We start from the raw sequence: 22,065 nt of genomic DNA, 5'->3' as shown, positions 1-22,065 counted from the left end.
GCACTTGCGGCTGAGCCCGCGCCCGCGGTGTGACGGGTTACGCGGTGCGGCTCAGACCTCGCGGGTCGCCGCGTACGCCAGGAACGAGGACCAGGCCTCTGGCGTGAACGAGAAGCGGGGGCCCTCCGGGTCCTTCGAGTCCCGTACGAGTATTGCGCCACCGGACGCAGCGACCTCGACACACTCCGGACCGTCGTTCGTGCTGTAACTGCTCTTCACCCAGGCGACCTCGACGCAGTCGTTGTTGTTGCTCCCGCTGTAGCTGCTCTTGGTCCACTCCGGTACGCACCCGGCTCCGGCAGAGGTCTTGAGGGTCATGTGTCTCCCCGCAGTTTCTCGATGAGGGCCAGCGACTGGCGCGGTGTGAGGGCCTGCGCTCGGATCATGCCATAACGCATCTCAAGGACTTGTACCTCCTTCGGGTCGGAGATCAAGCGACTGGTCAATTGAACTTCGTTGTGCCCAACAGTCATGCCGCCCTTGAGCTTCAGCACCTGTAGCGAACCTCCCAATCCGGCGTGCTCCTCTGTGCCGGTGGGCATCATCTGAATCTCGACATGCCGCAACTTCCCGAGGGCCAGCATGTGTTCGAGCTGTCGCTTCAGGACCATTTTGCCGCCGACCGGCCGCCGCAGGACCGCTTCTTCCTGGACGAAAGTCAGCAGCGGTGCTGGCCGTCGCTCGAAGATGCTTTGCCGGGCCATACGCGCGGACACCAACCGATCAATCTCGTCCTCCGAATAGGCCGGTTGCCGCTGATGGAAGTTCGCGGTGGCGTACTCCTCGGTCTGAAGAAGCCCATGCACCACGGTGTTGCCGTACGCGCCCAACTCGACCGCGTTGGCCTCCAACTTGGCCAGGTCGCGGACCTTCTTCGGGTACCGCGCCTCCGCCACGTCCGGCTTCATGGCGGACAGCTTGCCGCCCGCGTCCAGGACGCGGTCCGCGTTGTCGAGGAAGGCCGGTTTGGGGACGCGGACGCCCCGCTCCACCTTGGAGACCATCTCCTCGCCGTAGCCGATCGCGGCGCCGAATTCCGCCTGGGTCAGGCTGGCGGCCTCGCGCCACGCCTTGATCTGGCGGCCGACCGTCTTCATGACGCCGCTGGCGTCGTCCTCAAGGCCGGAGTCCCAGTCGGGACCGTCGGCGCCGTCCGTTGTGTAGTCCTTGCCGTCGACCATGTCGACCCCCACCGTCGCGTCGGTGCGTAGTTTATGCGTAGTTCGCGCCATACAGAGTATGCACGGACATTTGTGCGCGTCCGGCGAACTGACGGATTGTCACCCCTTTTGAGTGACCGGAGGCGTACGGCGGCCCGTACGTGCCCGTACAACCGGCGTCCGCGCGGGCCACGCAGCCGGACAGCAGGCCACAGGGCGGCCTGCGGTGCTGGTCACAGGGGTTGCGGCGCGGCCACTCTCGGTGAGGTGAGCCATGACACCCGTACCCCCGAAGTCGCCGCCCCCGCACGGCGGTTCAGCGCCGAGTTGCCCTCCACCCGGCGTGGCGCCCAGCGGGCGCGACTCCTGACCGTCGCCCAACTCGGCGGGTGGGGGCTGCCGCACGACGCCGCCGCGCACGTCGTCGCCGAACTCGCCGCGAACGCGGCCCTGCACGGCCGCGTGCCCGGGCGGAACTTCCGGCTGACGCTGGAGATCACGGCGGACCGCCTCCGTATCGAGGTCACCGACACCCGGGGCGAACGCCTCCCGGCGGTGCCCCGGCCCGGGGAGCCCGACGACGAGTCCGGGCGCGGACTGCTGCTGGTCACCGCGCTCGCCGCCCGGTGGGGCGTGACGTCGGGCCCCTTCCCGTCGAAGACGGTGTGGGCCGAGGTGGAGCTGCCGGAGCCCTCGGGGGCCTCGGCACCGGAGACGGCGACCGTCCAGACGCCGCCGCGCCGCGGATAATTGACCGATCGTTTCATTATGACCTAGAGTCCGCGCGTGGCCAGGACCAAGGAATTCGACCCGGACGCCGCCCTCCAGTCAGCTCTTGAGCTGTTCTGGCAGCGCGGCTACGAGGCGACCTCGATGGCGGACCTGGTCGACCACCTCGGCGTCGGGCGGGCCAGCATCTACGCCACCTTCGGCAACAAGCACGAGCTGTATCTGAAGGCGCTGGACCGCTACAACGAGAACTGCGACCCGGGCCTGCTGCGCGAGCTGTCCCAGCCGGGCCCCGCACTGCCCGCCGTGCGCGCGGTGGTGCGGCGCTTCGCCGGCGAGGCCGGCTCGGGCGACCGGCGCCTGAAGGGGTGCCTCATCACCAACACGGCCGCCGAGCTGGGCGCGCACGACCCTGCGGCGGCCCGGCGGGTCGAGGCGAGCTGGTCGCACGTCGAGACGCTCCTGCACTCGGCGCTGACCCGGGCGCTCGCGCAGGGCGAGCTGCCCGCCGACCGCGATCCGCGCACGCTCGCCCGCATGCTGCTGGTGCTGATGCAGGGGCTGCGGGTGGTCGGCAAGACCTCGGACGACCCGGGACGGGTCAGGGACGCGGCCGAGCAGGCGCTGACGCTGCTGGACTGAGCGGCGCCGACCGCGCGGCAGCGTTTTCTCCTGGCCACATTCCAGAACGATCGGTCTTGTATGAACGGGGAGACATGACCGCCGCAGCGGCTGGGTCGCCGACCGGTTCGGCGGACGGCGGGCCCTCTTCCTCCGCGACCGCCGCCGGGCGCTCGCGCCGGCCGCCATCGGCTGCCTCGCGGTCCTCCACGCCCTTACCGACTGACCGAGTCACCCACCACCCAGGGAGTCAGCAATGACCGCACGCTTCACCGGCAAGGCCGTTCTCGTCACCGGCGCGGGCACCGGAATCGGCCGGGCCACCGCACTGGCCTTCGCCACCGAGGGGGCCTCGGTGCTCGCCGCCGGACGTACCGCGGGACCGCTCGACGAGACGGTCGCGCTGATAGAGAAGGCGGGCGGCACCGCCGTCGCCGTCACCGCCGACGTGACGCGCTCCGCGGACGCCAAGGCCCTGGTCCGCCGCAGCGTCGAGCACTTCGGCAGCCTGGACGTCGCCGTCAACAACGCGGGCGTCTTCCGCGGCGGCGCACCCGTGGCCGAACTCCCCGAGGAGGACTGGCGCACCCTCCTCGACGTCAACGTCACCGGCGTGCTCCTCGGCCTCCAGGCCCAGGTCGCCCGGATGCGCGACCAGCCGGCCGGCGGCGCCATCGTCAACGTCGCCTCCAACCTCGGCGCCCACAGCCGCATCCCCGGCGTGGCCGGCTACCTCACCACCAAGGCCGCTGTCTCCGCCCTGACCAGGGCCGCCGCCCTCGACCACATCGCCGACGGCGTCCGCATCAACGCGGTGAGCCCCGGCCCGGCCGACACCCCCATGTCCCTGCGCCCCGGCGAGACCGACGCCGACCGCGCCGACCGCATGAAGGCCACCGTCCCGCTCGGCCGCGTCTCCTCCACCGCGGAGGTCGCCGCGGCCATCCTCTACCTGGCCTCCCCGGACGCCGCCTCCCTGGTCGGCACCGACCTGGTCATCGACGGCGGCGCCTCCGCCTGACGGCAGGCGTGTCGATGACCGGCGGCGCCGCGATAATCGGGGCGGGTCTCCGGCGGAGCGGAAGGAGCGGGTGCCATGGCGGTCGCCAACGGGCCGCGGTACGCGACCCGTACGGACTTCGTCTACGGCGAGGACGTCACGATCGGCGAGTGGACGATCTCCACGGAGGACCTGCCGCGCTACCGCTGAGCCGTACCGGGCGGGGTGCCGCCGACGCGGCGGAAGGGGGCGATGGTCCGCCTGACCGCCTCGGCGGCGCCCCAGTCGTCGGCGTCGTGGGCGACGATGCTGAGCAGTTCGCGCAGGTGGAGGAGGGGCATACGGTCCCGCCAGCCGTCGTGGAGCGGGGCGATCTCCTCGTAGACGGCGAAGAAGCGTTCCGAGACCGGCGGCCGGGGTGAGCACCACAGCATGCTGAGGTCGGCCTCCGGCCAGCTGTAGGAGACGGCGGGGTCGATGAGGACGGGGGCGCCGGCGGGGGTCGCGACCAGGTTCTCCTGCCACAGGTCGCCGTGGGTCAGCGAGGGGGGCTGCGCCGGGATCAGGTCGGGGAGTGCCGCGCACAGCCTCTCCAGCGCCTGGCACTCCTCGCGGGTGAAGGCGGCTTCGACCGGCGGTTCGGCGAGCCAGCGCAGGATGCGGCGCTCGGCGAAGAAGGTGTGGCCGTCGGTCTCCCAGGTGTTGTCCTGGCGCAGGCGGCCCAGCCAGCCGTCGCGGTGCCACCCGAAGCGGTCGGAGACGGTGGACTTGTGCAGGGCGGCGAGCATGTGGGCGAGCTGCTCCCAGAAGCGCTCGTCGTCCCGGCGCGGCCGCATCCTTTCCAGGACGAGGATGCGGGACGAGGCGTACAGCACGTCGGGGGTCGTCGCGCCGCCGAGATCGCGCAGTTCCGACAGGCCGGCGGACTCGACCGGGAAGACGTCCCGATCCGGCTCGCCGTCCGGCGCGAGCAGGGTCTTGGCGAACAGCTCGGTGCCGTCCTCCAACGTCACCAGCCCGGCGACGGCGACCACCCCGCCGACGGCCTTCTGCACGGTCCTCGCCTCGTATCCGGCCTCGCCGAGCCGGCCCGCGAGTATCTCGTCGTGCGACATCTGCGTCATACGAAGGTCATATCACCGCGCGGCGGCCGCATCCGTGGCGCCGGACGCCGTCGCCCGGGTGACGGCCCTCATCCGGCGGCTCACCCAGAGTCTCACCCGGAGGCCGTGGCGCCGCTCGTCGCGAGGAGGCGGCCCAGGGAGGCGCGGGCCGGCGGCCCCCAACTGGCCTTCCCGCCCGGCCGGCCGTGGACCCCGGCGTCGCCGATGACAAGACCCGCCAGGGCCTTCACCACCGCCCAGCCACGGGCGCGGCGCAGCGTCGCGGGGTCGGCGCCCGGAAGGTAGGCGCGGTGGAAGGCGGGGGCGGCGCCGTCCGGGAGGAGTATCCAGGCGGCCGCGAGGTCGCAGGCCGGGTCCCCTGCGCACATGTCGCCGAAGTCGATCACCCCGCAGAAAGTGCCGTCCGCGGTGAGGACGTTGGCCGGGTGTAGATCGCCATGCAGCCACAGCGCCGGGCCCTCCCAGACGGGCGCGGCGACGGCGTCGTCCCAGATCGCGCGCACGGCCTCCGGGTCGGGAAGCAGTCCGAAGCCGGTCGCCGACTCGACCAGCCCGCGGAACCCCCGCTCGGCCTCGGCGAGCGCCACCCCCCTCCCCCGCCCCTCGGGCGCGTCCGCGGGGGCGGGCCGGTGCAGCGCGGTCAGGAAGCCCGCCAGCGCCTCCGCGGCCTGCGGACCGCGGGTGGCGGCGGCACGGTCGGCGGGCTCACCCGGCACCCAGGTCGTCACGATCCACGGCCGCGGAAACCGCTCGGACGGCTCACCGAGCCGCTGCGGTACAGGAACCCGCATCGGCAGTCCCGGCGCCAGCAGCGGCAGCCACGCGTACTCCTTGCGCAGCAGCGCGTCCGCACCCGCCGTCGCCCACGGCAGCCGGACGGCCAGGTCCTCGCCGAGCCGCCACACCTGGTTGTCCCAGCCGCGCGCGCCCAGCCGCAGGGGGTGGTGGGCCAGATCGGGGTGCCGCTCGCGGAGCAGGTCCCGGATCAGGTCGGCGGTGATCTCCGGCGAGGTGGCGGTTCCGGTGTGCGTCATGCGGAGCAACCGTAGCCCCCGCGCCCGGAGTTGGGTCCCGGGCGCGGGGGCACGCGCGTACCTCGGCGGATCTCAGGGAGTGGAGCAGGTGACGGTCGGCGGCGGGGTCGGGGCGCTCGACGCCAGGAAGCCGAAGGTGGTCGAGGCACCGGCGGCGAGGGTGCCGTTCCAGCCGGCGCTGTGGACGGTGACGCTGCCGTCGGGATTCGTGACGGCGGTGCCGTTCCACACCTGGGTGACCTGGACGCCGGTGAGCGTGACCGTCCAACTGGTCAGCGCCCGCACGGCGGTGACCGTGACACCGGCCTGGTAGCCGCCCTGCCAGGCGTTGCTGACGGCGAGTGCGGCGGTGCAGGCGGCTCCGCCGGTGCCTCCGGTGGTGGTGCCGCCGGTGGTGGTGCCGGTGGACGTACCCGCCGACGTACCGGTGGACGTACCCGCCGACGTACCGGTGGACGTACCCGCCGACGTACCGGTGGACGTACCCCCGGAGCCAGGGGTCAGCAGTGCCGCCAGCGGCGGGTACCAGCGGGCCGCCATCTTCACGATGCCCGCGTCGTTCGGGTGGACGCCGTCCCCCGTGTCCGTCGCGTCGTTGAAGCCGGTCCACTGGTCCACCACGGTCACCGGGGACTGGGCCGTGCTGAGGGACTGCGCCCAGGCCGGTATCTGCTGGTCGAAGGCGATCACGCGCTGCGCGCACTCGGCGCAGTTCGGCGGGTTCATCGGGATGATCTGCGCGACCAGCACCTTGATGTTCGGGTTGGCGGCCCGCATCTGCCCGACCATCTTGGTGAAGGCGGCGAGGATCTGCGTCGGGGAGATGTTGCTCCAGACGTCGTTGGTGCCGAGGTGCATCAGCACGATGTCCGGCGACGTCGCCGACAGCCACGCCGGGAGCTGGTTCTGGGCGGCGATGTTGGTGGCCAGGATGCCGCCGTGGCCCTCGTTGTCGCCGTCGTAGGGCACCGCGCAGCCCTGCGCCGGGAGGGTGCCGACGAAGTCGATGTTCGTGTAGCCCGCGTTCTGGAGCTGGTTCCAGAGTAGGGCCCGCCAGCAGCCGGGCGAGCCGGTGATCGAGTCGCCGAGCGGCATGATCCGTACGGGTGCGGCGGCGGCCGGGGCGGCCGCGGGGGGAGCGGCCGAGGCGGCACGCGCGCCGCCGAGCGCGACGACGGCCCCGACGGCGAGCAGCAGCAGGGCGACCAGCAGTCTCGCCGCCCGCGGCGCAGGCCGGGCGAGAGGTGTTCCACGGGACATGACCGGGTCCTTCCGGGTGGGGGGTGCGCCCTCATGGGAGCGCTCCCATATCCGTACCGACGGACTCGCCACCCGTCAAGACCGGCGTCACCCCCGCCTCCCCGCACCCCTACCCGAGCCGCACGGCCCGCCGGTCCAGCTCCTCGGCGGCGGGGACGTGCCTGAGCCGGTGGAGGCGGCGGCTCCCCCTGACCGCCGCGTGCGGGGCGGCGCAAAGGTGGGCGGGCCCGCCGTCGGGCGGGGGCGCGTATTAGGGTCGGCCGGGCATACACCGGGCGGAACGCGTGGCCGCCGGTCATCCACCCCTCACCCGTACGGAGGCGCGATGCGCGCGACGACCAAGGGCAGCGCGCTGCTGCGGCTGCGCAAGGTGAGCCGCACGTACGGCGAGCGCCGCGCGCTCAGTCCGCTCGACCTGGACCTGGCGGCCGGGCAGTGCGTGGCCCTCTACGGGCAGAACGGCTCGGGCAAGTCCACGCTGCTGCGGATAGCCGCCGGGCGCGACGCCCCCACCAGCGGTGACGCGCTCTTCGCGGGGCGGCCGGTCAGCGAGGACGACCCGGAGGTACGGGCCAGGGTCGCCGTCGTCGGGGACACGGTCGCCTGCTATCCGGACCTCACCGTCCGCGAGCACCTGGAGCTGGTCACCGTCGCGCACGCCGTGGACGACGCCGACGCGTGGATCGACCAGGTGCTGGCCGACCGCCGGCTGTCCGACCACGCCCGCGCCCTGCCCGGCTCCCTCTCCTCCGGCCAGCTCCAGTCACTGCTGCTGGCGGCGGCCCTCGTACGCCCCCGCGACCTGCTCGTCCTCGACGAGCCCGAGCAGCGCCTCGACCCGGCCGCCAGGCGCCGGCTGGCCGACCTGCTCATCGCCGAGAAGGCCGACGGCGTCGCCGTCCTGCTGGCCACCCACCAGCCCGACCTCGCGGAAGCGGTCGCCGACCGCATGATCGCCCTGGACGACGGCCAGGTGATCGCCGACGGAACGCCCGCCGCGGTCCTGCGCGAGCTGGGCGTCCGCGGATGACGGACAGCCTGCGGCCCGCACCGCACGACGACGACTACCCAGCACCGCACGACGACGCCGCCGTAACGCCCGAGGAGGACGACGCCCCCTGGTCGGAGGAGGACGACGACCGGACCGACGAGACGCTCGCCTGGCTGCGGCGCAAGCGGCGCGCGCACCGGCGGGCCAAGGGGCGGGAGACGGCCGTCCTCGTCTACACCGTGCTCATCGCCGTCGCCGGATACGGCAGCAGCTTCGTCGTGAGCTTCCTGCACGGGCTGGAGGACGGGTCCGGGTACGCCGATGCCGCGCGGGACCTGCGGGCGGCGATGCCCCCGCTCTTCGCGCTGCTCGCCCTCGGGACCGCCGTGCTCGCCGCGCGGGACGCGCTGTGGCGGGGGCCGGTCGTCGTGCCGGGACCCGCCGTGGGGTGGCTGCTGGCGCAGCCGGTGCGGCGGGGGAAGGTGCTGCGGCCGTGGTTCTGGCTCTCGGCCGGGCTCGCGCTGGTGGTCGGTGTGCCGGCCGGCGTCGCGGGGGCCGCGATCCTGCGGGTGACGGGGCTCGCCCCGCTCGGCACGGCGGTGCTCGCCGCGCTGCCCGCGGCCGTGTGCCTGCCGCTGCTGGCCGTCGCGCTCGGGATGGCGGTGGAGCGCCGGCCCGCGGCCGCCCGTGCGGTACGGCGCTGGACGGCGCCCGCGGTGCTGCTGCTGGCCGCGCTCGTCGCCCAGAGCGTGCTGGCCGTCAACGGCCACCGCTCCCCCGCCGTCGAGCAGGTCGAGCTGTGGAGCGGCCCCTGGGGCTGGGCCGGCCAGCCGCTGGTGGACGCGGTCGGCGGCAGCGCCCCGGCCTGGCCCGCCGCCGTCGCCCTGCTCGCGGCGGCCACCGCGGCCGCGGTACTCGCCGCCTACCGCGACGCGGCCCTCGTCCCGACCGCCCGCCTGCGCGAGCGGGCCGCGACCGCGACCACCGTCTCCTCGGTGGCCTGGTCGCTGGAACTGCGGGCCGCCAAGCTGGCGATCATGGACGCGGGCGGCGGCACCCCGGTCCGCCAGGTGCGGCTGCGGGCGCCCCGCGGCCGGCTCGGGCGGCACCTGGTCGTCGCCTGGCGCGACGCACTGACCCTGCTGCGCACGCCGGGACGGCTCGGCAAGGCGGCGCTGTGGACGGCGAGCGGCGCGGCGGTCGCCGGGCTCGGCGCGGACCTCGGCGGGGAGCGCCGCTGGGTCGGGCTGGTCATCGGCCTGCTCCTCGGCTACCTCGCCGTCGGCGCGCTGGCCGAGCCCGCCCGGCTGGAGACCGACGACGTCCGCAGGGCGGCATGGGCGCCGTACCGCTTCCGTACGCTGATGCTCCACCACGGCATCGTGCCCGCCCTGCTCGGCGCCCTCCTGGGCCTGCTCGCCGCGGTCCCCTACGCGGTCGCCGGCCACGCCTGGGCGCTGCTGCTGCTCCCGCTGTGCGCGCCGCCCTTCACCGGCGCCGCCCTGGTCTCGGCGGCCCGCGGCCCGGCCAGGACCCAGCTCCTCTTCCTCGGCGGCGGCTCCCCCGTCGGCGGGCCGGGGCCGTTCATCTACGTCGCCTGGTACGCCGCGGGGCCGCTGCTCGCCCTCACCGCCCTGACCCTCGGCCTGGCGCCGGTCCTGCACCACGCGACCGGCTCGGCGGTGACCCAGGCCGCCACCGTCTGCGTCCTGCTGACCGCCCTGCTGCTCCTGCTGGCCGCCCACATGTCCGACCGCCTGATGCGGCACTGACCGGCACCGACCCAGGAACACAGGAACACAGGAGAGGACCATGAGCACGTACGCGACGATGGCCACGCATCTGGAGACCGCGCGGCTGAACCTGCGGCCGTGGGAGGACACCGACGCGGAGGACCTGCGGGCGCTCTTCGGGGAGCGCGGCGGGGACACCCCGTCGCTGGAGCAGGCCCGCATCGACATCGAGGTGCTGCGCGACCGGGAGGCGGCCGCCGGCATCGCGCTGCTGCCCCTGCTGCGGCGGGCGGAGGGGGACTTCATCGGATACTGCGGCCTGATCGTCGGCAGGGCCACCGTGGACGAGCCGGAGCTGGCGTACGAGCTGTTCCGCCGCGCCCACGGGCAGGGCTACGCCACCGAGGCGGCCCGCGCCGTGGTCGACGCGGCGGCGGCGACCGGCAGGACGCGCCTGTGGTCGACGGTGGGGAGCTGGAACACCCCCTCCCTGCGCGTCCTGGCCAAGCTGGGCTTCGAGCGCCACCACGTGACCGAGGACGACCGCGGCGGCGAAGTGGTCTGGCTCACGCGCTCACTCGGCGAGCCGGCGTAGACGCCGCGGACCCCCTCGCGGAAACGGGGCTCCGGTCACCCGGCTGCCGGCCGCGGTGCGAGCCGCGCCAGCAGCCGCTCGGCCGCCTTCCTGTTCCCCGGCAGCCCCGGGAGCAGGATCGGGTGGGTGCTGCGCACCTCGACGCTCAGGACGTCTCCGTGCACGGCCACGTCGGTCCTCCGCAGGAGTCCGGAGGTCACCCCGCCGTCCGGGACCGGAGCGCCGCTGCCGGCGAGGTCCACCCGCGCCCGGTGGACGGACCGCAGCGAGTCCACCGAGATGCCCGCCAGCCTCCGCACCTGCACCACCTGCATCGCGGTGACGGCCGGCGCCATGATCACGGCGAACACCAGGGACCTCTCGCCCGCGAGGGCGAGCGCCCCGGGCCAGGAGTGGAAGTGCTCGGCCTCGGCGAGGGCGACCACTCCGAACACCACGAACAGCAGGCAGGCGCGGGCACACACGGCTGCCACCAGATACCGTCCCACGGACACTTTCCTCACCCCTCCAGATGGACCGGGCGCACCCGGCGATCCGGGTGGGGTGTTCCTCGACAGCCGCCGTCCAAGGAAACTGCACGGCGGAGCGCCCGAGCCCACGCGTTCGCGAAGTGTGAGGGACATCACTGGGCGACCGGGCGCAGCGACCGCCGGTGGAACCGGCTTCGTACTCCTGCCCGGGGCAGATCACACTCCCCGGAGGGAACCGGTCCGGGGATAACCGGCTCAAGCCGGGTATGAGCGCGAATGACGTACAACACCCCTCCCGCCGAGCCGCGTTGGGCGCCACCGTGGTGGCGCTCGCGGTGACGGGGGCGGGGTGCGGGCCCGCCGCGCGCGAGGCGGCCGTGCCGCCGGCGCCGGCGGCCGGGGGCTACCGCAGGGCGGCGGGGGCGCTGACGATGCAGGTGCTCGCCCACCCGGACGACGACCTGTACTTCATGAACCCGGACACGCTGCACGACCTCCAGGCCGGCACACCGGTGGTGTCGGTGTACGTGACGGCGGGCGAGTCGCACGGGTGGAACACCCCGCCGGGCGGCTCGCACAAGCACGAGCACGCCGACCGGGCGGCCTACTCCGCGGCCCGGCACCAGGGCCTGCGGCAGGCGTACGCGGCGATGCTGGGGCTGCCGCACTTCACCCGCTGGCACAGCGAGGTGCTGGCCCTGCCGGGCGGGGTGCACGCCCAGATCGACTCGCTCGGCAACGGCGACCGCCGGGCCAGCCTGGTCTTCCTCCAGGTGTCGATGCACGAGCTGAGCCAGAGCGCGAGCGTCGAGATGCTGTGGGGGACGCCCGGCACCACGCTCGCGTACGTACCGGCCGAGGACAGCCCGGCGCCGGCGGACACGCCCGCCACCTACACCCACGACAAGCTGGTCGACGTCCTGGTCGCGCTGCTGAAGCGGTACGCGCCCACGCACGTCCGCACCCTCGACCCGGACCCCGACATCCAGGTGCACGACGCCCGGCACCCCAGGGACAGCGACCAGTTCGGCTACTCCGACCACCGCGACCACACGCCCGTCGCGCTCTTCGCGTGGAAGGCGCTCGCCCGGTGGGCCGCCTCCGGCGCCGGCGGCTTCACCACCACGGCCTACCGCGGCTACTACAACCAGCGCTGGCCCTTCAACCTGCCGCCGGCCACCGTCGCCCTCAAGGCGCGCTTCCTGCTGCAGTACGGCGGCAGCCCCAGCTGGGCGTGCGGTGACCCCGGCGGGTGCGGCGACTACGGGCGGGGCGGCGACCAGCCGCTCACCAACCGCAAGGGCTGGATCCGCTCGACCCACCCGCGCTACCCGGGCGCCGGCCCGGTGGTCGTCCCCGCGGCCTCGGCGGGGGCACGGCGGACGGCGTACGAGGTGCTCGGCCTGCACGCGGCCGTCCGTACCGAGAGCGCGCCCGGCAGCGGGCGCTGGGGACCGCCGAAGAACCTGGGCGGCGGGCCGCTCGCCCCACGGCTGGCATGCGTCGCGGTGCCGGGCAGCGGCACGCTGGTCCTCGGGCTGCGGTTCGCCGCGCTCGAAGGGCACGGCGGCGCCAACACGCGGGACATCGTGCTGCTGGAGGGCGGGCGCTGGACCTCGCTCGGCAATCCCGAGCACTCCGAGAACCGCGGGCGCCGGGTCGGCCCGCCGTCGGCCGTCCGCACCCCGGACGGCCGGGTGCACCTCTTCGTGCGGAATGCCGACAAGGGCCTCAGTACCCGGGTACGTGAGGCCGGCGGCATCTGGAGTGCGTGGGCCGACCTTGGCGGCGCGGAGGTCCAGGAGGGCCTGACCACGATCACCGACCGGCAGGGCCGCGTCCACGTCTTCGCCGCCGGGCGCGACACGGTCCACCACTGGGCCCAGGCCGCGCCCTCCGCCCCGGTCACCTTCCAGCCCCCGGCCCCCCTGCCCTGCCCCGCCGACGCCCCCGCCCCCGCCCTCGCCCCCGACGGCACCATCACCCTCACCTACCACCCCCCGGCCTCCCCCGCCTCCCTCCGAGAGAGGGTCCCCACCTAGGCGCGCGGGGCTGCGTCTGACCTGCGGCCGGCGCCGCACGAGCGCGCCCAGCCCGCGACGGACCGCCACCACCCCAGGGGCGCGGGGAACCGCAGCCCCCCGTGTCCGGGGAAGGGCGCCGCCTTTCGGGGCAAGCGGAAAGGTCCCGCACCGCCCGAGGGCAGTGCGGGACCTTCCGTGTAAAGCTCAGCGCAGCGTCACTTGTTGATCTTCGTGACCTGGCCGGCGCCAACCGTCCGGCCACCCTCGCGGATGGCGAACTTCAGGCCCTCCTCCATGGCGATCGGCTGGATCAGCGCGACCGTCATGGCGGTGTTGTCGCCCGGCATGACCATTTCGGTGCCCTCGGGGAGGGTCACGACGCCGGTCACGTCGGTCGTCCGGAAGTAGAACTGCGGACGGTAGTTGTTGAAGAAGGGGGTGTGACGACCACCCTCGTCCTTCGACAGGATGTAGGCCTGGGCCTCGAAGTCGGTGTGCGGCGTGACCGAACCCGGCTTGATGATGACCTGGCCGCGCTCGACATCCTCGCGCTTGATGCCGCGCAGGAGCAGACCGACGTTCTCACCGGCCTGGCCCTCGTCGAGCAGCTTGCGGAACATCTCGATACCGGTGACCGTGGTGGTGGTCTTCTCGGTCTTGATGCCGATGATGTCGACGGTCTCGTTGACCTTGAGGATACCGCGCTCGATACGACCGGTGACGACGGTGCCACGACCGGTGATCGTGAAGACGTCCTCGATCGGCATCAGGAACGGCTTCTCGACGTCACGGGCCGGGGTCGGGATCGCCTCGTCGACGGCCGACATGAGGCCGAGAAGCTTCTCGCCCCACTCCTTGTCGCCCTCGAGCGCCTTGAGCGCCGAGACCCGGACGACCGGAAGGTCGTCACCCGGGAACTCGTACTCGGAGAGCAGCTCGCGGACCTCGAGCTCGACCAGCTCGAGGATCTCCTCGTCGTCCACCATGTCGGCCTTGTTCAGGGCGACGACGATGTACGGGACACCGACCTGGCGGGCCAGGAGCACGTGCTCCTTGGTCTGCGGCATCGGGCCGTCGGTCGCGGCGACCACCAGGATCGCGCCGTCCATCTGGGCGGCACCGGTGATCATGTTCTTGATGTAGTCCGCGTGACCGGGGCAGTCGACGTGGGCGTAGTGACGCGACTCGGTCTGGTACTCGACGTGCGCGATGGAGATGGTGATACCGCGCTGGCGCTCCTCAGGAGCCTTGTCGATCTGGTCGAAGGCCGAGGCCTCGTTCAGGTCCGGGTACGCGTCATGCAGCACCTTGGTGATCGCCGCGGTAAGGGTCGTCTTACCGTGGTCGATGTGACCGATGGTGCCGATGTTGACGTGCGGCTTAGTCCGCTCGAACTTCGCCTTCGCCACTGGGTTCCTCCTGGGGGTGGATCTGTACGCCTTGCTTCATCGGCGCCAGGTGATCTGTGCTGGTTTCAATCCTAAGGCGCGGTTATTCGCCCTTGGCCTTCGCAATGATCTCCTCGGCGACGTTCCGCGGAACCTCGGCGTAGGAGTCGAACTGCATGGAGTAGCTGGCCCGGCCCGAAGTCTTCGACCGCAGGTCACCGACGTAGCCGAACATCTCCGAGAGTGGCACGAGGCCCTTGACGACGCGGGCGCCGCTGCGCTCCTCCATGGCCTGGATCTGGCCACGGCGGGAGTTGAGGTCGCCGATGACGTCGCCCATGTAGTCCTCGGGCGTGGTGACCTCGACGGCCATCATCGGTTCGAGGAGCACGGGGCTCGCCTTGCGGGCACCCTCCTTGAACGCCTGCGAACCGGCGATCTTGAACGCCAGCTCGGAGGAGTCGACCTCGTGGTAGCCGCCGTCGAGAAGGGTGATGCGGACACCCACCATCTCGTAGCCGGCCAGGATGCCGAACTTCATGGCCTCCTGCGCGCCCGCGTCCACCGAGGGGATGTACTCGCGGGGGATACGGCCACCGGTGACCTTGTTGACGAACTCGTAGGTCGCGTCGCCGCCTTCCAGCGGCTCCATCATGATCTGCACCTTGGCGAACTGGCCGGTACCACCGGTCTGCTTCTTGTGGGTGTAGTCGATGCGCTCGACCGTCTTGCGGATGGTCTCGCGGTACGCGACCTGCGGCTTGCCGACGTTGGCCTCGACCCGGAACTCACGGCGCATCCGGTCGACCAGCACCTCGAGGTGCAGCTCGCCCATACCGCCGATGATGGTCTGGCCGGTCTCCTCGTCCGAGTGGACCTGGAAGGAGGGGTCCTCCTCCGAGAGCCGCTGGATGGCGACACCCAGCTTCTCCTGGTCACCCTTGGACTTGGGCTCGATGGCGACCTGGATGACCGGCGCCGGGAAGTCCATGGACTCCAGGATCACCGGGTTCTTGTCGTCGCACAGCGTCTCACCGGTGGTGGTCTGCTTCAGGCCCATGACGGCGATGATGTCGCCGGCGCCCACCGAGTCGATCTCCTCACGCTTGTTCGCGTGCATGCGGTAGATCTTGCCGATGCGCTCCTTCTTGCCCTTCACCGAGTTCAGCACCGCTGAACCGGCCTCCAGGCGGCCCGAGTAGACCCGGACGAAGGTGAGCTTGCCCAGGTGCGGGTCGCTCATGATCTTGAACGCCAGGCCGGAGAACGGCTCGTCGTCCGACGGACGGCGCGTGACGATCTCCTCGGCGTTGCCGACGGCGTGGCCCTCGATGGCCTCGACGTCCAGCGGCGACGGGAGGTACCGCACGACCGCGTCGAGCAGGGGCTGGACGCCCTTGTTCTTGAACGCGGTACCGCAGAACACCGGGGTGACGGTGACGGAGTCCTTGCCGCCCTTGGACGCCAGGGTGATGCGGCGGATGGCCGCGATCAGCTGCTCCTGGGTGGGCTCCTGGCCCTCCAGGTACAGCTCCATCATGGCGTCGTCGTTCTCCGCGACGGCTTCGAGCAGCTTGCCGCGCCACTCCTCGGCCGCCTCGGTGTGCGTGGCCGGGATGTCGACGACGTCGTACATCTCGCCCTTGGTCGCTTCGAGGGACCAGACCAGCGCCTTCATCTGGACGAGGTCAACGACGCCCTTGAAGTCCGCCTCGGCGCCGATCGGCAGCTGCATGACCAGCGGCACCGCACCGAGGCGGTCCACGATCATGTCGACGCAGCGGTGGAACTCCGCGCCGGTGCGGTCCAGCTTGTTGACGAAGCAGATACGGGGCACGCCGTAGCGGTCTGCCTGCCGCCACACCGTCTCCGACTGCGGCTCCACACCGGCGACACCGTCGAACACGGTGACGGCACCGTCGAGGACGCGGAGCGAACGCTCCACCTCGACCGTGAAGTCCACGTGGCCCGGGGTGTCGATGATGTTGATGGTGTGGTCGACGTCGTCGAGCGGCCAGTGACAGGTCGTCGCGGCCGACGTGATGGTGATGCCGCGCTCCTGCTCCTGCTCCATCCAGTCCATGGTGGCAGCGCCGTCGTGGACTTCACCGATCTTGTAGGAGACACCGGTGTAGAACAGGATCCGCTCGGTGGTCGTCGTCTTGCCCGCGTCGATGTGGGCCATGATCCCGATGTTGCGGACCCTGGCCAGGTCAAGCGAAGTGGTGGCCATGTGGCTCAGTCTTCTCTCGGTTTCGATGGGGGTGGTGACTACCAGCGGTAGTGCGCGAAGGCCTTGTTGGACTCGGCCATCTTGTGCGTGTCCTCGCGGCGCTTCACGGAGGCGCCCAGGCCATTGCTGGCGTCGAGGATCTCGTTCATGAGGCGCTCGGTCATGGTCTTCTCGCGGCGGGCGCGGGAGTACCCGACCATCCAGCGCAGCGCCAGCGTGTTCTGGCGGCCCGGACGGACCTCGACCGGCACCTGGTAGGTCGCACCGCCGACGCGGCGGGACTTGACCTCAAGGGTCGGCTTGATGTTCTCCAGAGCGCGCTTGAGCGTGATGACCGGGTCGGCACCGGCCTTCTCGCGCACGCCTTCCAGAGCGCCGTACACGATGCGCTCAGCAGTGGAGCGCTTGCCGTGCAGGAGGATCTTGTTGACGAGCGACGTCACCAGCGGGGAGCCGTAAACCGGGTCGATGATGACCGGGCGCTTCGGGGCGGGGCCCTTACGAGGCATTCTTACTTCTCCTTCTTGGCGCCGTAGCGGCTGCGAGCCTGCTTACGGTTCTTGACGCCCTGCGTGTCGAGGGAGCCACGGATGATCTTGTAGCGAACACCCGGCAGGTCCTTCACACGACCGCCACGCACGAGCACGATCGAGTGCTCCTGCAGGTTGTGGCCCTCGCCCGGGATGTAAGCGGTGACCTCGATACCACTGGTAAGGCGCACACGCGCGACCTTGCGCAGGGCCGAGTTCGGCTTCTTCGGGGTGGTCGTGTACACACGCGTGCAGACGCCACGACGCTGCGGGGAACCCTTCAGCGCGGGCGTCTTGTTCTTCTCGACCTTGTCCTGCCGGCCCTTTCGGACCAGCTGCTGGATCGTAGGCACCGTTTCTCCGGTTTCTGTGTGCCGATCTCGATAAATCTAACCTGGGGACCGACCCACGCGGTCGGGTGTGTCGCGGACCCCACACATCCCCGGGAACAGATCGGGAAGTGCGTACGGCGGGTGTCGCGGCCTCGGTGCCCTCGCCCGGTCACATGGCACGCGCGAGAACCCGGGCACACCCCAGGCACAAGGTCAGAGCCTACCTACCGCATCGGCTGCGGTCAAAACACCTGCATACGGGCTGGATACGGGCCTGCTCCCGGCCGCCCGGCAGCCGATCTCCCCCGTCAACCGTCCGGGCCGGTCACACCGTACCCACGGGCCGCAGCACGTCACGAGCCGCCCACCACGGCGAACACCGTGACCAGGGCCATGATCGCCCCGAAGCCCGCGAGGGTCAGATACCCCAGGATCAGCCCGGCGATCGCCATGCCCTCGCCCTGCTGGCCGGTCCTGCGGATCTCCTTCTTGGCCCGGTGGCCGAGGATCACCGCCGGGATCGCCGCCAACCCCATCGTGAAGGCACCGCATATGCCGCACACCAGCGACGCCACGGCCTGCCCGTTGGTCGACGGGACCCTCGGCTCCATGGTGACGTACGGCGCCGCCCCCGGCAGGTAGGCCCCCTGCAGCAGGCCCGGCGGCATCACCGGCGGCGGCGCCACCGGCGTGGGAATGTCCGCCGTGAGCCGGTCCAACTCCTCGTACGTACGGGACTGGTAGACCAGGCCCACCCGGTCCTCGTACTCCGGCTGCTTGAGCCGCCCCTCGGCGAAGGCGTCCTTGAGGACGCTCACCGCTCTCTCCCGATCCGCATCACCGGCCAGCATGTCTCCATGATGCCGCAGAGCGGCCGCCCCCGTGGGGAGCGACCGCTCTGCGATGTGCCGGGAAGGCGGACCGTCAGCCGTTGTACGGGCCGTAGTCGTAGTCCTCCAGCGGGACGGCCTGGCCGGAGCCGGTGCCGAACGGGCTGTAGTCGATGTCGTCGTAGCCGACGGCCGAGTACATCGCGGCCTTGGCCTCCTCGGTCGGCTCCACCCGGATGTTGCGGTAGCGGGACAGGCCCGTACCGGCCGGGATGAGCTTGCCGATGATGACGTTCTCCTTCAGGCCCAGCAGCGAGTCCGACTTGGCGTGGATCGCCGCGTCGGTCAGCACCCGGGTGGTCTCCTGGAAGGACGCCGCCGACAGCCACGACTCGGTGGCCAGCGACGCCTTGGTGATACCCATCAGCTGCGGACGACCCGAGGCCGGGTGACCGCCCTCGGAGACGACCCGCCGGTTCTCGGTCTCGAACCGGCCGCGCTCGACCAGCTCGCCGGGCAGCAGCTCGGCGTCGCCGGACTCGATGATCGTCACCCGGCGCAGCATCTGCCGGATGATGATCTCGATGTGCTTGTCGTGGATCGACACACCCTGCGAGTTGTAGACCTTCTGCACCTCGGCGACCAGGTGGATCTGCACCTGGCGCTGGCCCAGGATCCGCAGCACGTCGTGCGGGTTGGTCGCACCGTAGGTGAGCTTCTGGCCGACCTCGACGTGGTCGCCCTCGCCCACCTGCAGCTTGACGCGCTTGGAGATCGGGTAGGCCAGCTCCTCGGAGCCGTCGTCGGGGGTGACGACGAGCTTCTTGGTCTTCTCGGTCTCCTCGATCCGCACCCGGCCGGCCGCCTCGGAGATCGGGGCGACACCCTTCGGGACACGGGCCTCGAACAGCTCGACGACACGCGGCAGACCCTGCGTGATGTCGTCACCGGCCACACCACCGGTGTGGAAGGTACGCATCGTCAGCTGGGTGCCGGGCTCACCGATCGACTGGGCGGCGATGATGCCGACCGCCTCGCCGATGTCCACCAGCTTGCCGGTGGCCAGCGAGCGCCCGTAGCAGTACGCGCACGTACCGACGGCCGACTCGCAGGTGAGGATCGAGCGGGTCTTGACCTCTTCGACGCCGTGCCGCACGAGCTGGTCGATCAGCACGTCGCCCAGGTCGACGTTGGCCGGCGCGATGACCTTGCCGTCCACCACGACGTCCTCGGCGAGCATCCGCGCGTACACGCTGGTCTCGACGTCGTCCGCCTTGCGCAGCGCGCCGTCCTGGCCGCGCTCCGCGATCCGCAGCTTCAGACCGCGCTCGGTGCCGCAGTCCTCCTCACGGATGATCACGTCCTGCGAGACGTCCACCAGACGACGGGTCAGGTAACCCGAGTCGGCGGTACGCAGCGCGGTGTCGGCCAGACCCTTACGGGCACCGTGGGTGGAGATGAAGTACTCCAGCACGGACAGGCCCTCACGGAAGGACGCCTTGATGGGCCGCGGGATGGTCTCGTTCTTGGCGTTCGAGACCAGGCCACGCATACCCGCGATCTGACGCATCTGCATCATGTTTCCGCGGGCGCCCGAGTCGACCATCATGAAGATCGGGTTCGTCTTCGGGAAGTTGGCGTTCATCGCCGCGGCGACCTCGTTGGTCGCCTTGGTCCAGATGTTGATCAGCTCGTCCGAGCGCTCCTGCTTGGTGATCAGGCCGCGCTCGTACTGCTTCTGGACCTTCTCGTCCTGTGCCTCGTAGGACGCGATGATCGCCTTCTTCGCCTCCGGCACCACGATGTCGGTGACCGAGACGGTGACACCGGAACGGGTCGCCCAGTGGAAGCCCGACGCCTTCAGGTTGTCGAGCGTCGCCGCCACGATGACCTTCGGGTAGCGCTCGGCGAGGTCGTTGACGATCTCGGAGAGCTGCTTCTTGCCGACCGCGTAGTCCACGAACGGGTAGTCCTCGGGCAGCAGCTCGTTGAAGAGCGCACGGCCCAGGGTCGTCCGCAGCCGGAAGCTGTCGCCGAGCTGGTAGGGCTGCTCGCCCTCGCCGGGCTCCGGCGGCAGCCAGCCGCGCGGCGGGACGGTGCCCACCGGGAAGCGGATGTCGACCGGCGCCTGCATCGACAGCTCACGGTTGTCGAAGGCCATGATCGCCTCGGCGGTGGAGCCGAAGGCCCGGCCCTCTCCGATGACCTGGCGCTCCTCGGAGTCCGTGGTCAGGAAGAACAGGCCGAGCACCATGTCCTGGGTCGGCATGGTGACCGGGCGGCCGTCGGCCGGCTTGAGGATGTTGTTCGAGGACAGCATCAGGATGCGGGCCTCGGCCTGCGCCTCCGCGGACAGCGGAAGGTGCACGGCCATCTGGTCACCGTCGAAGTCCGCGTTGAAGGCGGTGCAGACCAGCGGGTGGATCTGGATGGCCTTGCCCTCGACCAGCTGCGGCTCGAAGGCCTGGATGCCCAGGCGGTGCAGGGTCGGCGCACGGTTCAGCAGCACCGGGTGCTCGGCGATGACCTCTTCCAGCACGTCGTAGACGACCGTACGGCCGCGCTCGACCATGCGCTTGGCCGACTTGATGTTCTGCGCGTGGTTCAGGTCCACCAGGCGCTTCATCACGAACGGCTTGAAGAGCTCCAGCGCCATGGCCTTGGGCAGGCCGCACTGGTGCAGCTTGAGCTGCGGGCCGACGACGATCACCGAACGGGCGGAGTAGTCGACGCGCTTGCCGAGCAGGTTCTGCCGGAAGCGGCCCTGCTTGCCCTTGAGCATGTCGGACAGCGACTTCAGCGGGCGGTTGCCGGGTCCGGTGACCGGGCGGCCGCGGCGGCCGTTGTCGAAGAGCGCGTCCACGGCCTCCTGGAGCATGCGCTTCTCGTTGTTCACGATGATCTCGGGCGCGCCGAGGTCGAGAAGCCGCTTCAGGCGGTTGTTGCGGTTGATCACGCGGCGGTACAGGTCGTTCAGGTCGGAGGTCGCGAAGCGGCCACCGTCCAGCTGCACCATCGGACGCAGGTCCGGCGGGATCACCGGGACGCAGTCCAGCACCATGCCGTTGGGCTTGTTGGTGGTCTGCAGGAACGCGGAGACGACCTTGAGGCGCTTGAGCGCCCGGGTCTTCTTCTGGCCCTTGCCGGTACGGATGATCTCGCGGAGGCGCTCGGCCTCCTGCTCCAGGTCGAAGGACTCCAGGCGCTTCTGCAGCGCCGCGGCACCCATCGAACCCTGGAAGTACGTGCCGAAGCGGTCGCGCAGCTCGCGGTAGAGCAGCTCGTCGCCCTCCAGGTCCTGGACCTTGAGGTTCTTGAAGCGGGCCCACACCTCGTCGAGGCGGTCGATCTCGCGCTGCGCGCGGTCGCGCAGCTGCTTCATCTCACGCTCGGCGCCTTCACGGACCTTGCGGCGGACGTCGGCCTTGGCGCCCTCGTTCTCCAGCTCGCCGAGGTCGGCTTCCAGCTTCTTCTGCCGGCCCTCGACGTCCGCGTCACGGCGCTGCTCGACCTGCTGGCGCTCCACCGAGACCTGGGCCTCCAGCGAGGGCAGGTCACGGGTGCGGCGCTCGTCGTCCACCCAGGTGATCATGTACGCCGCGAAGTAGATGACCTTCTCCAGGTCCTTCGGGGCGAGGTCGAGCAGGTATCCCAGACGCGACGGGACACCCTTGAAGTACCAGATGTGGGTGACGGGGGCGGCGAGCTCGATGTGGCCCATCCGCTCACGGCGCACCTTGGCGCGAGTGACCTCGACGCCGCAGCGCTCGCAGATGATGCCCTTGAAGCGAACCCGCTTGTACTTGCCGCAGTAGCACTCCCAGTCCCGGGTGGGGCCGAAGATCTTCTCGCAGAAGAGCCCGTCCTTTTCCGGCTTGAGGGTGCGGTAGTTGATGGTCTCCGGCTTCTTCACTTCGCCGTGGGACCAGGTCCGGATGTCGTCCGCGGTGGCGAGGCCGATCCGCAGCTCGTCGAAGAAGTTGACGTCGAGCACTGTGTCGTCAATCCCTC

19 protein-coding genes and 1 pseudogene are annotated in these 22,065 nt (G+C 71.2%); 8 read left to right on the top strand and 12 right to left on the bottom strand.

Annotated elements, in window-relative coordinates; genetic code table 11:
• Positions 1-51: 51 nt before the first annotated feature.
• Together BUE44_RS00585 and BUE44_RS00580 are read right to left on the bottom strand one after the other, a co-directional pair.
• A complete protein-coding gene (locus tag BUE44_RS00585; RefSeq protein WP_073492384.1) occupies positions 52-318 on the bottom strand; it encodes a DUF397 domain-containing protein in 267 nt (88 codons plus the stop codon).
• Positions 315-1,181: a helix-turn-helix domain-containing protein gene (locus tag BUE44_RS00580; RefSeq protein WP_073493347.1), complete on the bottom strand. Its 867-nt coding sequence runs from the start codon at positions 1,179-1,181 to the stop codon at positions 315-317. Before BUE44_RS00580 ends, BUE44_RS00585 begins: the two co-directional genes overlap by 4 nt.
• Positions 1,182-1,427: 246 nt before the next feature.
• Between BUE44_RS00580 and BUE44_RS00575 the strand changes: the two genes are divergently transcribed.
• The 4 genes and pseudogenes from BUE44_RS00575 to BUE44_RS36275 form a co-directional block, all read left to right on the top strand.
• Entirely contained in the window at positions 1,428-1,910 is a 483-nt protein-coding gene (locus BUE44_RS00575) for an ATP-binding protein (protein WP_073492382.1), read from the top strand.
• A 36-nt stretch (positions 1,911-1,946) separates the two neighbouring features.
• On the top strand, positions 1,947-2,531 hold the full coding sequence (locus BUE44_RS00570; protein ID WP_073492380.1) for a TetR/AcrR family transcriptional regulator: 585 nt from the start codon (positions 1,947-1,949) through the stop codon (positions 2,529-2,531).
• A gap of 235 nt (positions 2,532-2,766) precedes the next feature.
• On the top strand, positions 2,767-3,531 hold the full coding sequence (locus tag BUE44_RS00565; protein ID WP_073492378.1) for an SDR family NAD(P)-dependent oxidoreductase: 765 nt from the start codon (positions 2,767-2,769) through the stop codon (positions 3,529-3,531).
• Between the two features lie 87 nt (positions 3,532-3,618).
• Positions 3,619-3,720: pseudogene (locus BUE44_RS36275) on the top strand (Uma2 family endonuclease); the annotation flags it as partial.
• On the opposite strand, the gene BUE44_RS00560 reads toward BUE44_RS36275, so the two are convergent.
• The 3 genes from BUE44_RS00560 to BUE44_RS00550 form a co-directional block, all read right to left on the bottom strand.
• Positions 3,711-4,634 carry a fructosamine kinase family protein gene (locus BUE44_RS00560; RefSeq protein ID WP_235001851.1) on the bottom strand — a complete coding sequence of 308 codons (924 nt, stop codon included), beginning with the start codon at positions 4,632-4,634 and terminating at the stop codon, positions 3,711-3,713. The pseudogene BUE44_RS36275 and the gene BUE44_RS00560 sit on opposite strands and share 10 nt — an antisense overlap.
• Before the next feature lie 92 nt (positions 4,635-4,726).
• Positions 4,727-5,668, bottom strand: coding sequence for an aminoglycoside phosphotransferase family protein (locus BUE44_RS00555; protein WP_073492375.1), 942 nt, complete (start codon positions 5,666-5,668; stop codon positions 4,727-4,729).
• A 72-nt stretch (positions 5,669-5,740) separates the two neighbouring features.
• Positions 5,741-6,928 (bottom strand): GDSL-type esterase/lipase family protein, encoded by a 1,188-nt coding sequence (locus BUE44_RS00550; protein WP_079189371.1) that lies wholly within the window; start codon positions 6,926-6,928, stop codon positions 5,741-5,743.
• A gap of 325 nt (positions 6,929-7,253) precedes the next feature.
• Here BUE44_RS00550 and BUE44_RS00545 point away from each other — a divergent pair, with 325 nt between their 5' ends.
• Genes BUE44_RS00545 through BUE44_RS00535 form a run of 3 tightly spaced genes read left to right on the top strand, consistent with a single transcriptional unit; the run spans position 7,254 to position 10,247 of the window.
• Complete coding sequence (locus BUE44_RS00545; protein ID WP_073492372.1) at positions 7,254-7,958, top strand: ABC transporter ATP-binding protein; 705 nt, start codon at positions 7,254-7,256, stop codon at positions 7,956-7,958.
• Positions 7,955-9,691 (top strand): DUF6297 family protein, encoded by a 1,737-nt coding sequence (locus BUE44_RS00540; protein WP_079189370.1) that lies wholly within the window; start codon positions 7,955-7,957, stop codon positions 9,689-9,691. The genes BUE44_RS00545 and BUE44_RS00540 overlap by 4 nt, the downstream gene beginning before the upstream one ends.
• Positions 9,692-9,731: 40 nt before the next feature.
• A complete protein-coding gene (locus BUE44_RS00535) occupies positions 9,732-10,247 on the top strand; it encodes a GNAT family N-acetyltransferase (protein ID WP_073492370.1) in 516 nt (171 codons plus the stop codon).
• A 35-nt stretch (positions 10,248-10,282) separates the two neighbouring features.
• On the opposite strand, the gene BUE44_RS00530 is transcribed toward BUE44_RS00535, so the two are convergent.
• Positions 10,283-10,735, bottom strand: coding sequence for a hypothetical protein (locus BUE44_RS00530; RefSeq protein WP_073492368.1), 453 nt, complete (start codon positions 10,733-10,735; stop codon positions 10,283-10,285).
• A gap of 248 nt (positions 10,736-10,983) precedes the next feature.
• On the opposite strand from BUE44_RS00530, the gene BUE44_RS00525 reads away from it, so the two are divergent.
• Complete coding sequence (locus BUE44_RS00525) at positions 10,984-12,759, top strand: PIG-L family deacetylase (RefSeq protein ID WP_079189369.1); 1,776 nt, start codon at positions 10,984-10,986, stop codon at positions 12,757-12,759.
• A 197-nt stretch (positions 12,760-12,956) separates the two neighbouring features.
• On the opposite strand, the gene tuf is transcribed toward BUE44_RS00525, so the two are convergent.
• The 6 genes from tuf to BUE44_RS00495 form a co-directional block, all read right to left on the bottom strand.
• The gene (tuf, locus tag BUE44_RS00520; RefSeq protein ID WP_073492364.1) at positions 12,957-14,150 is read right to left on the bottom strand and encodes an elongation factor Tu; all 1,194 of its coding nucleotides are present in this window, start codon (positions 14,148-14,150) and stop codon (positions 12,957-12,959) included.
• 82 nt (positions 14,151-14,232) lie between these two features.
• Positions 14,233-16,362, bottom strand: coding sequence for an elongation factor G (gene fusA, locus BUE44_RS00515; RefSeq protein WP_073492362.1), 2,130 nt, complete (start codon positions 16,360-16,362; stop codon positions 14,233-14,235).
• 38 nt (positions 16,363-16,400) lie between these two features.
• Positions 16,401-16,871, bottom strand: a complete 471-nt coding sequence (rpsG, locus tag BUE44_RS00510) for a 30S ribosomal protein S7 (RefSeq protein WP_073492360.1) — start codon at positions 16,869-16,871, stop codon at positions 16,401-16,403.
• Between the two features lie 2 nt (positions 16,872-16,873).
• Positions 16,874-17,245 (bottom strand): 30S ribosomal protein S12, encoded by a 372-nt coding sequence (gene rpsL, locus BUE44_RS00505; protein WP_014144289.1) that lies wholly within the window; start codon positions 17,243-17,245, stop codon positions 16,874-16,876.
• Between the two features lie 332 nt (positions 17,246-17,577).
• The gene (locus BUE44_RS00500; RefSeq protein ID WP_073492357.1) at positions 17,578-18,075 is read right to left on the bottom strand and encodes a DUF1707 and DUF4190 domain-containing protein; all 498 of its coding nucleotides are present in this window, start codon (positions 18,073-18,075) and stop codon (positions 17,578-17,580) included.
• A 73-nt stretch (positions 18,076-18,148) separates the two neighbouring features.
• Complete coding sequence (locus BUE44_RS00495; RefSeq protein WP_073492355.1) at positions 18,149-22,048, bottom strand: DNA-directed RNA polymerase subunit beta'; 3,900 nt, start codon at positions 22,046-22,048, stop codon at positions 18,149-18,151.
• Between the last annotated feature and the right edge of the window lie 17 nt (positions 22,049-22,065).

Origin of the sequence: Actinacidiphila paucisporea (assembly GCF_900142575.1) — a bacterium.
Lineage (GTDB): Bacteria > Actinomycetota > Actinomycetes > Streptomycetales > Streptomycetaceae > Actinacidiphila > Actinacidiphila paucisporea.
Note: the sequence above shows the minus strand (reverse complement) of the source record. Positions and strands in the feature narration are given on the sequence as shown.